This window comes from Klebsiella sp. MS 92-3, from assembly GCF_000195655.1.
GTDB lineage: Bacteria > Pseudomonadota > Gammaproteobacteria > Enterobacterales > Enterobacteriaceae > Klebsiella > Klebsiella pneumoniae.
This window is the reverse complement of the sequence record NZ_GL882786.1, coordinates 99,775-106,841: the sequence shown is the minus strand read 5'-3', so window position 1 is coordinate 106,841 and position 7,067 is coordinate 99,775. Positions and strand designations below refer to the sequence as shown.

The 7,067-nt window shown below is 58.0% G+C and carries 6 protein-coding genes and 1 pseudogene; 1 reads left to right on the top strand and 6 read right to left on the bottom strand.

The genetic code is table 11. The features are described 5' to 3' along the window. Positions 1-35: 35 nt before the first annotated feature. The 3 genes from HMPREF9538_RS17710 to HMPREF9538_RS17720 are packed head-to-tail and all read right to left on the bottom strand — an operon-like array spanning position 36 to position 1,812. A complete protein-coding gene (locus tag HMPREF9538_RS17710; RefSeq protein ID WP_002901631.1) occupies positions 36-575 on the bottom strand; it encodes a septation protein A in 540 nt (179 codons plus the stop codon). 54 nt (positions 576-629) lie between these two features. Further along, the gene (locus HMPREF9538_RS17715) at positions 630-1,373 is read right to left on the bottom strand and encodes a YciC family protein (RefSeq protein ID WP_009484651.1); all 744 of its coding nucleotides are present in this window, start codon (positions 1,371-1,373) and stop codon (positions 630-632) included. 25 nt (positions 1,374-1,398) lie between these two features. Further along, on the bottom strand, positions 1,399-1,812 hold the full coding sequence (locus HMPREF9538_RS17720) for a YkgJ family cysteine cluster protein (RefSeq protein WP_002901633.1): 414 nt from the start codon (positions 1,810-1,812) through the stop codon (positions 1,399-1,401). A 269-nt stretch (positions 1,813-2,081) separates the two neighbouring features. Here HMPREF9538_RS17720 and ompW point away from each other — a divergent pair, with 269 nt between their 5' ends. Beyond that, complete coding sequence (ompW, locus tag HMPREF9538_RS17725; RefSeq protein WP_002901634.1) at positions 2,082-2,720, top strand: outer membrane protein OmpW; 639 nt, start codon at positions 2,082-2,084, stop codon at positions 2,718-2,720. Between the two features lie 84 nt (positions 2,721-2,804). Here the strand turns inward: ompW and ybiX are convergent, their stop codons facing one another. The 3 genes and pseudogenes from ybiX to HMPREF9538_RS0127355 all read right to left on the bottom strand — a co-directional run bounded on the left by ybiX (position 2,805) and on the right by HMPREF9538_RS0127355 (position 6,833). After that, positions 2,805-3,482: a PKHD-type hydroxylase YbiX gene (ybiX, locus tag HMPREF9538_RS17730; protein WP_004140326.1), complete on the bottom strand. Its 678-nt coding sequence runs from the start codon at positions 3,480-3,482 to the stop codon at positions 2,805-2,807. 48 nt (positions 3,483-3,530) lie between these two features. Next, the gene (locus HMPREF9538_RS17735; RefSeq protein ID WP_004224256.1) at positions 3,531-5,816 is read right to left on the bottom strand and encodes a catecholate siderophore receptor Fiu; all 2,286 of its coding nucleotides are present in this window, start codon (positions 5,814-5,816) and stop codon (positions 3,531-3,533) included. Between the two features lie 309 nt (positions 5,817-6,125). Beyond that, positions 6,126-6,833 (bottom strand): annotated as a pseudogene (locus tag HMPREF9538_RS0127355) (SDR family NAD(P)-dependent oxidoreductase). Between the last annotated feature and the right edge of the window lie 234 nt (positions 6,834-7,067).

The window sequence follows — 7,067 nt, the reverse complement described above, 5'->3', positions numbered from 1 at the left end:
GGGGGGGGGGGGGGGGGGGGGGGGGGGCGGAGGGGTTAGTGGTGGTCGTCCTGCGGCATATGACGGTAGATGTAGATCCCGCTCAGCAAGGTAAAGACCAGCGTGAGGGCGGTTAAACCAAAGACCTTAAAGTTAACCCAGATATTCTGCGGCAGCCAGAAGGCGATATAGATATTGGCCAGCCCGCAGAGAATAAAGAACACCGCCCAGGCCAGGTTAAGTCGCGACCAGACCTGCTGCGGCAGGCTCAGCTCTTTACCCAGCATGCGCTGGATCAGCGGCTTTTTCATCACCCACTGGCTGAACAGCAGCGCGCCGGCGAACAGGGCATAGATCACCGTCACCTTCCATTTAATAAACTCATCATTATGGAAGAAGATGGTTAACCCGCCGAAGACGGCCACCAGCACGAAGGTGATCAGCGCCATTTTTTCCACTTTCCGGTAGCGCACCCAGCTGTAGATCAGCACGACGGCGGTCGCCACAATCAGCGCCGTGGTGGCGGCGTAGATATCGTAAAGCTTATAAAAGGCAAAGAAGACCACCAGCGGTAAAAAATCCAGAAACTGCTTCATACATCGATCCCGTCTTTCAGGACGGACCGGGGAAGGCCCCGGTCCTGGTTAAAATTAGCTGCGGATAAGCATATACACGCGGAATAAATAGATCAGCAACAGGGCGGAAATCAGGTTGCTGATGGTATTAATCACCACCGCGCCGACGTTTGGCGTCAGGGCGGCAAAGCTGGAAGCAAACAGTAACAGCAGGGTTTTCGCCACCAGCCAACCGATAATAGCCGGCGCCACCAGCCGCAGATTGGCCCACGCCAGGCGCATGCTGCTGCGCATGGCGCCGAGGATGCCCATTTTGTCCTGTACCAGCATGATCGGCGCAAAGGCCAGCACGATGGCCAGCAGCACGCCGGGCACCAGCACCAGCATCATCCCCATCTGCACCAGGAAGGTGGTGAACAGGATCAGCAGCAGCAGCTTGGGCAGGACCGGCGCCGAGGCGCCGATGGCGCGCAGGGCGCTAACGCGATGACCGGCGGAGACCAGCTGGATCAGCAGCAGGACGCCGCCGACGAGGATCGCATTACCTACCAGACCCGAGAAGGTTGATGCCGCCGAGGCGCGCAGCAGAACCTGCTGCTGCTCCGGCGTCATGTTCTGCACCAGCTCGAACAGCCCGGCGCTACCGGCGAGGTTATCGCCTTCGCTGAGTATCGACAGCTGCTCGTCGCTGGGTGAAAAGGCATGGCCAATTACTACCGTAATAAACGCGCACAACAGCGCAATCAGTAAAATAGTAATGAACTGATTACGAAAAAAATTCCCGGTGTCACGGTAGACGGACTTCGCCGTGATAGACATGCATTCTCCTTGAGTGTCGCAGGTGTTAACTAGCCGGCGATTGTACCGCAAATCGTTCCGTCGTAGCACTCTCTGCGCCGGTCAGGGCAGGTATATCTTTGTAAAGAGGCCGCAATGGTGGCAGGCCGTAGCGCGCCCGCGCCCGGTTGCAGGCATCGTTTTCCTCGCCATTTTCCCCGGACATGGCGAATTCGCGACACGGCGAAGGCCGGTTTTCATAAATAGTGCAGTGAACGGCGTCGCCGATATCGCCAGACAGGGCTGCGCAGCGGCTCTGGCGCTGATTGGTGCCGCTCATGCAGCGCAGGAAAGGGGTCAGCGGTTCGGTCAGCGCGGAGGGCACCAGGCCGCCCGCATCGTCGGCTTCCGCCCAGTAGAAAGAGACTCGAAAATACGCACAACAGGCACCGCACGTCATGCACGGGTTGATTTCACTCATAATTACACCTGAAAAAAACGCATCAACACAGATTGTCGGCAGTTAACTTATCCAGCCGCCTCAGCGACGGCAAGAGGGGCAGAAATAAATTTTTGCGCGAAAAGTGAAAATTGATGTGCGAACAATTCAAGGCATTGCGATCGGTAGCAAAAATTAATCTGGATCAATAAATGTTAAATCTGAGGACTTAGTGTGATCTAAAACAGATCAAACGTAACTCGTTATAGGTATATTTGGCCGCGCTGAAAAACCATAATGAGGAAGTGGATATGAAGAAGTTAGCAGCGGCGGCATTGATTCTTGGCACGCTTTCTACCGGCAGCGTCTGGGCGCATGAAGCGGGTGAGTTTTTCATTCGTGCCGGGACCGCCACCGTCCGACCGACGGAGGGCTCTGACAATGTGTTAGGCAGCCTTGGCAGTTTCAACGTCAGTAACAATACCCAGCTGGGTTTAACCTTTACCTATATGGCGACCGATAACATTGGCGTGGAGTTGCTTGCCGCGACGCCGTTCCGCCATAAGGTCGGCACCGGGCCAACCGGGACTATCGCCACCGTCCATCAGCTGCCGCCCACCCTGATGGCGCAGTGGTACTTTGGCGATGCGCAAAGCAAGGTGCGCCCGTACGTGGGGGCCGGTATCAACTACACCACCTTCTTTAATGAAGACTTTAACGACACCGGCAAGGCGGCCGGGCTTTCCGATCTGAGCCTGAAGGACTCCTGGGGCGCGGCGGGGCAGGTCGGCCTAGATTATCTGATTAACCGCGACTGGCTGCTGAATATGTCGGTGTGGTACATGGATATCGATACCGATGTGAAATTCAAAGCCGGCGGTGTGGACCAGAAAGTCAGCACCCGTCTGGATCCGTGGGTGTTTATGTTCTCCGCAGGCTATCGGTTCTAAATTCTTCTGTAAACTGGCCAACGGATGGCCAGTTCATTGTCTCGTCACACCTGTCTGCCGCAAGCCTCTGTCATCAACAGCGGATCACACTTCCGTCCACTGGCGCAGCAGGTTGTGATACATGTTGAGCAGGGAGAGGACCTCTTCTCCGTCGCCAAAGCGGGCCTTCAGAGACTGGATGGTGCGGTCCAGGTCGTAAAGCATCGCACGCTGCTTATCGTCGCGGACCATCGACTGGATCCACAGGAAAGAGGCCTGGCGGACGCCGCGGGTGACCGGGGTGACGCAGTGCAGGCTGCTGGCGGGATAGAGCACCAGATGCCCGGCCGGGAGCTTCACCCGATGTTGGCCATAGGTGTCTTCAATCACCAGTTCGCCACCCTCATAGCTCTCCGGATCGCAAAGGAACAGCGTCGCTGACAGATCAGTGCGCATCCAGCCCGCCTCGCCGTTCTGGCGAACGGCGCCATCGACGTGAAAACCATAGGTCTCCCCTGGCCCATAGCGGTTAAACAACGGCGCGGAAATCGTCCGCGGCAGCGCGGCGGAAAAAAACTGCGGATGGCCGCGCAGCATATCGAGCACAGCGGCCTGCAGGCGGGCATACAGCGGCGTTCGGGTATCGATCTGCTGGTTCTGTTTGACGGCCGCCCCCTGGCTACCCACCGTAACCCGCCCGTCGACCCACTCGGCCTGCGCCAGCTGCCGGGTAAATTCCGCCACCTGGTCTGTCGATAGCACGTCAGGAATGTGATACATCATCGCGGTGTTCTCTCTAAAAGGTGGGGCGCAACGGCCCCACGCGCAGACTCAGAAATGGACGTTCGCCGTCAGCATAAAGGTCCGGGGTTCGCCCGGATGATAGCGATAGCCGCTCTTGTTGATGGAGGCCACGTAATCGGTATCAAACAGGTTATACATATTGAGCTGCAGATCGAGGTTTCTGTTGACCCGATAGCCCAGTTTGGCGTCGGCAACCCAGTAGCCCTCGGTGTGATCCGGGGTACCGACCGCACCATCGCTGCCCCGGCGCAGGCTTCCGACATAGCGCACACCGCCGCCGACGGACAGATCGCTGGTGGCCTGATACTGCGTCCACAGCGTAAAGGCATGTTTCGGGGTGTAGGCCAGGGCGGAAGATCCATCCTGTGCAACGTTCTGTCCCTCCGTCACTGTCGCATGCTGCTGAGTGTAGCCGGCGATAATCGTCCAGTCCGGGGTCAGGTTTCCGGTCGCGGAGAGTTCATACCCCTCCACGCGCTTTTTGCCGTACTGCGACCAGGTTCCGTCATCGTTGGCGGCCACTTCGTTTTCAATATCGGTGCGGAATAATGCCGCGCTGAGCAGCAGACGGTTGTCGAAGATTTGCCACTTGGTGCCCAGCTCGCTGGATTTTGCCTTCTGCGGCTTAAAGTCGGTTCGGTTAGCGCTGTTGCCGCTGCCGCTGGCGGCCAGGGCGAAGCTGCTGCCTCCCGGCGGCTGCTGTGAGATGGCGTAGTTGACGTAGACATTGCCCTGCTCGGTTAAGCGGTACAGCGCCCCGGCTTTCCAGTTAACCAGATTGCCGGATTTAGCGGTATCGACAGTGGTGACCGGGCTGCCGGTCGACTGTCCGGGCGGGCAGGCGATAGCCCCGCGTCCGCTGCCGCCGCAGGCGGTGGCGCTGTCATATTTGGTATGGTAATTGTCGAGACGCAGCCCGCCGTTGATCTCAATCCGCTCGGTCAGCGTCAGCGTATCAAAGGCATAAATCCCGAAGGTATCGGTCTGGCCGTTGGCGTTCGCCCCGTTTCTGTCCAGCCCGCCAATCGACAGGTTGCTCACCGGATGGTAGAGATTCACCGCCGGCGCGGTCCTGGCGTTAACGCCATAGTTGGTCTGGTTTTCCCGGGTAAACTCCACGCCGGCGCTGACGTCATGGCCTATCGAGCCAGTATCGAAGGTCGAGGTGATATTGGTCTGGTTGGTCAGAATGCGGTTGCTGACATCTTTGGTATTAACCAGACGCGACCAGCTCCAGGTGTTGACGTCATTGATATCGGGGGCGGTGATATTGTTCGCGCCGCCCATCACCGCGGTCAAAAGATACTCCTGTTTCACTCGCGACCAGCGGGTGGTATTGCGCACGGTGGTATTCTCCGTCAGATCGTGTTCGAAGCGCAGGGTACCGCTGTCGGTAGTAGATTTATCGTAATCGGAGTCGGTGCCATAGAAATTGCTGGTATCGACCTTCCCGGCGGAGTTGAGTGCGGCATACTTCGGCGAAGGCGCCGAATAGCCCGGCAGGCCGACGGTAGGGATCCCGCCATCCGGGGTGTTGTTCTGCCGGACGTGCAGATAGTTCAGATACAGACGAGTTGGGGTATCAAGGCCGAAGGCCAGCGACGGTGCGATGCCATAGCGTTCGTTTTCAATGCGGTCCCGACCAGCGTCATGGGTTTTTTCCCCCATCAGGTTCAGACGGAACGCAGCGTTGTCGCTAAACGCCTGGTTCAGGTCGAGAGTGCCCCGGCGCGACCAGGCGCTGCCGATGCTGGCCGAGCCGTCGATCCCGGAGTCAAGGCGCGGCTGCTTGCTGATCATATTGATCGAGCCGGAGGGCGCGCTGCGGCCATAGTCCGTGCCGGCGGGCCCTTTGATGACTTCCACCTGCTGGGTATTGAAGGTATCGCGCGTCACGCTGCCGATGTCGCGAATGCCGTCCACATAGATGCTGTTAGAGGTATCCACGCCGCGCATAAAGATGGCATCCCCGGTGGTTGAGCTGCCATTCTCCCCGGCATAAAACGCCCCCACGCCGGGAACGTTTTTGAGGGCGTCAGTCAGGTTGGTGACGCCCTGATCTTTAATCACCTGTTCCGGGATCACGGTGATGGTGCGGGTGGTATCGACCAGCGGTTTATTGAACTTGGGATCGGCGGAAGCGCCGGGGGAGTAGAGTGAAGGCGGAGCGGCTTCCACTACCAGCGTCTCTTCACTATTTTTGACCGAATTTTCCGCTGCGATGCCTGCTGCCGGCGAGGCTCCCAGACACAGACCTGTAAACAATGCCAATGAGTTGAAACTGCCGAAAGGCAGAGAAGCGTTTTTTTCCATGATAAATGCAGGCTTATTTTTTGTTATGAGCACATATCACACCGCGCAAAAGCGACGTTATTCGTCGTCTGGCTTGCGCTGACCCGGCGTGATTCTATAAATGATAAAAAGAATAGTTATCATTTGCCTTAATATTTACATAGAAAAGTTGACCTTAAAACAACTTTCTTCACTTCGATTTACATAATTCACATTTTTTGAACGATAAAGCGGAAATATAGGGAATGTGCTGCAGAATAAGGTCGGTAGCAAGCCGCGCCGGGCGGGGTTAACTTCCGGGCGGCCATATGATGGTTGTTCCGGCACGGATTACCAGGGCACGGTACGGCCCTGGTAATCCAGATACTCCAGTCCCGGACGTTGCCGTTTGTCGAGCAGGACGTTCACCAGGCGTGGGATCGTCTCTTCGATGGTCAGCGGGGCATCTGCCCCGCCGAGCTCGGTGCGGATCCATCCCGGGGCCATCACCACCAGCGGATGGGAGGCCGAGGAGGGGCGAGCGGCAAAGCTGCGCATAAACATATTCAGCGCAGCTTTACTCCCGCGGTAGAGTTCCCGCTGGCCGGTAAGGTTATTGGTCAGGCTCCCCTGGCCAGAGGACATCACGCCGAGCAGCCCCTGCGGTTTAACGGCCTGCTGCAGGCGCTCGATAACCCGCATCGGCGCCAGGGCATTGGTGAGCATCACCTGGTAAAACTCCTCGGTGGAGACGTCGCCAATGGTCTACGATGGGTCACGATTGGTGGTACCGGCGTTGACAAACAGCATATCGAGGCTTGCCGGGGGAAGCGTCGCCTGCAGCGCGGCCAGCTGGGCTTCATCGCGAATGTCGAGCGTCGCCAGGCGTAGCCGCAGGGGATGCGTCTTGGCCAGGTCGTGGAGCGGCGTGTGGGATGATAAATCGCGCACGGTGCCGATGACCTCCCAGCCGTGCTGCAGGAACGTCGCCGCCATAGCATGGCCAAGGCCGCGCGAGGCGCCGACGATGAGGATAGTGTTGTGCTGATCGGATTTCATGATGTCTCTCGCTGCAGAAAGGAGGTCTTCACTATAATCAGGCCCGAGATCGGGCGGAAGACGCCGCCAGTGCACTCATATCTTGCAGCAAACGCCCTGTCTGGCGACTGGAGCGATAATGAACGATCCCGATTTTAATTTGCTGGCGGCTCTCGATCCGCTGCCGGTCAGTACCGAGGTGATTACGGTTTCGCAGGCGTGGCATCCGCGTCTGGAGCAGGCCCCGGCCACCCC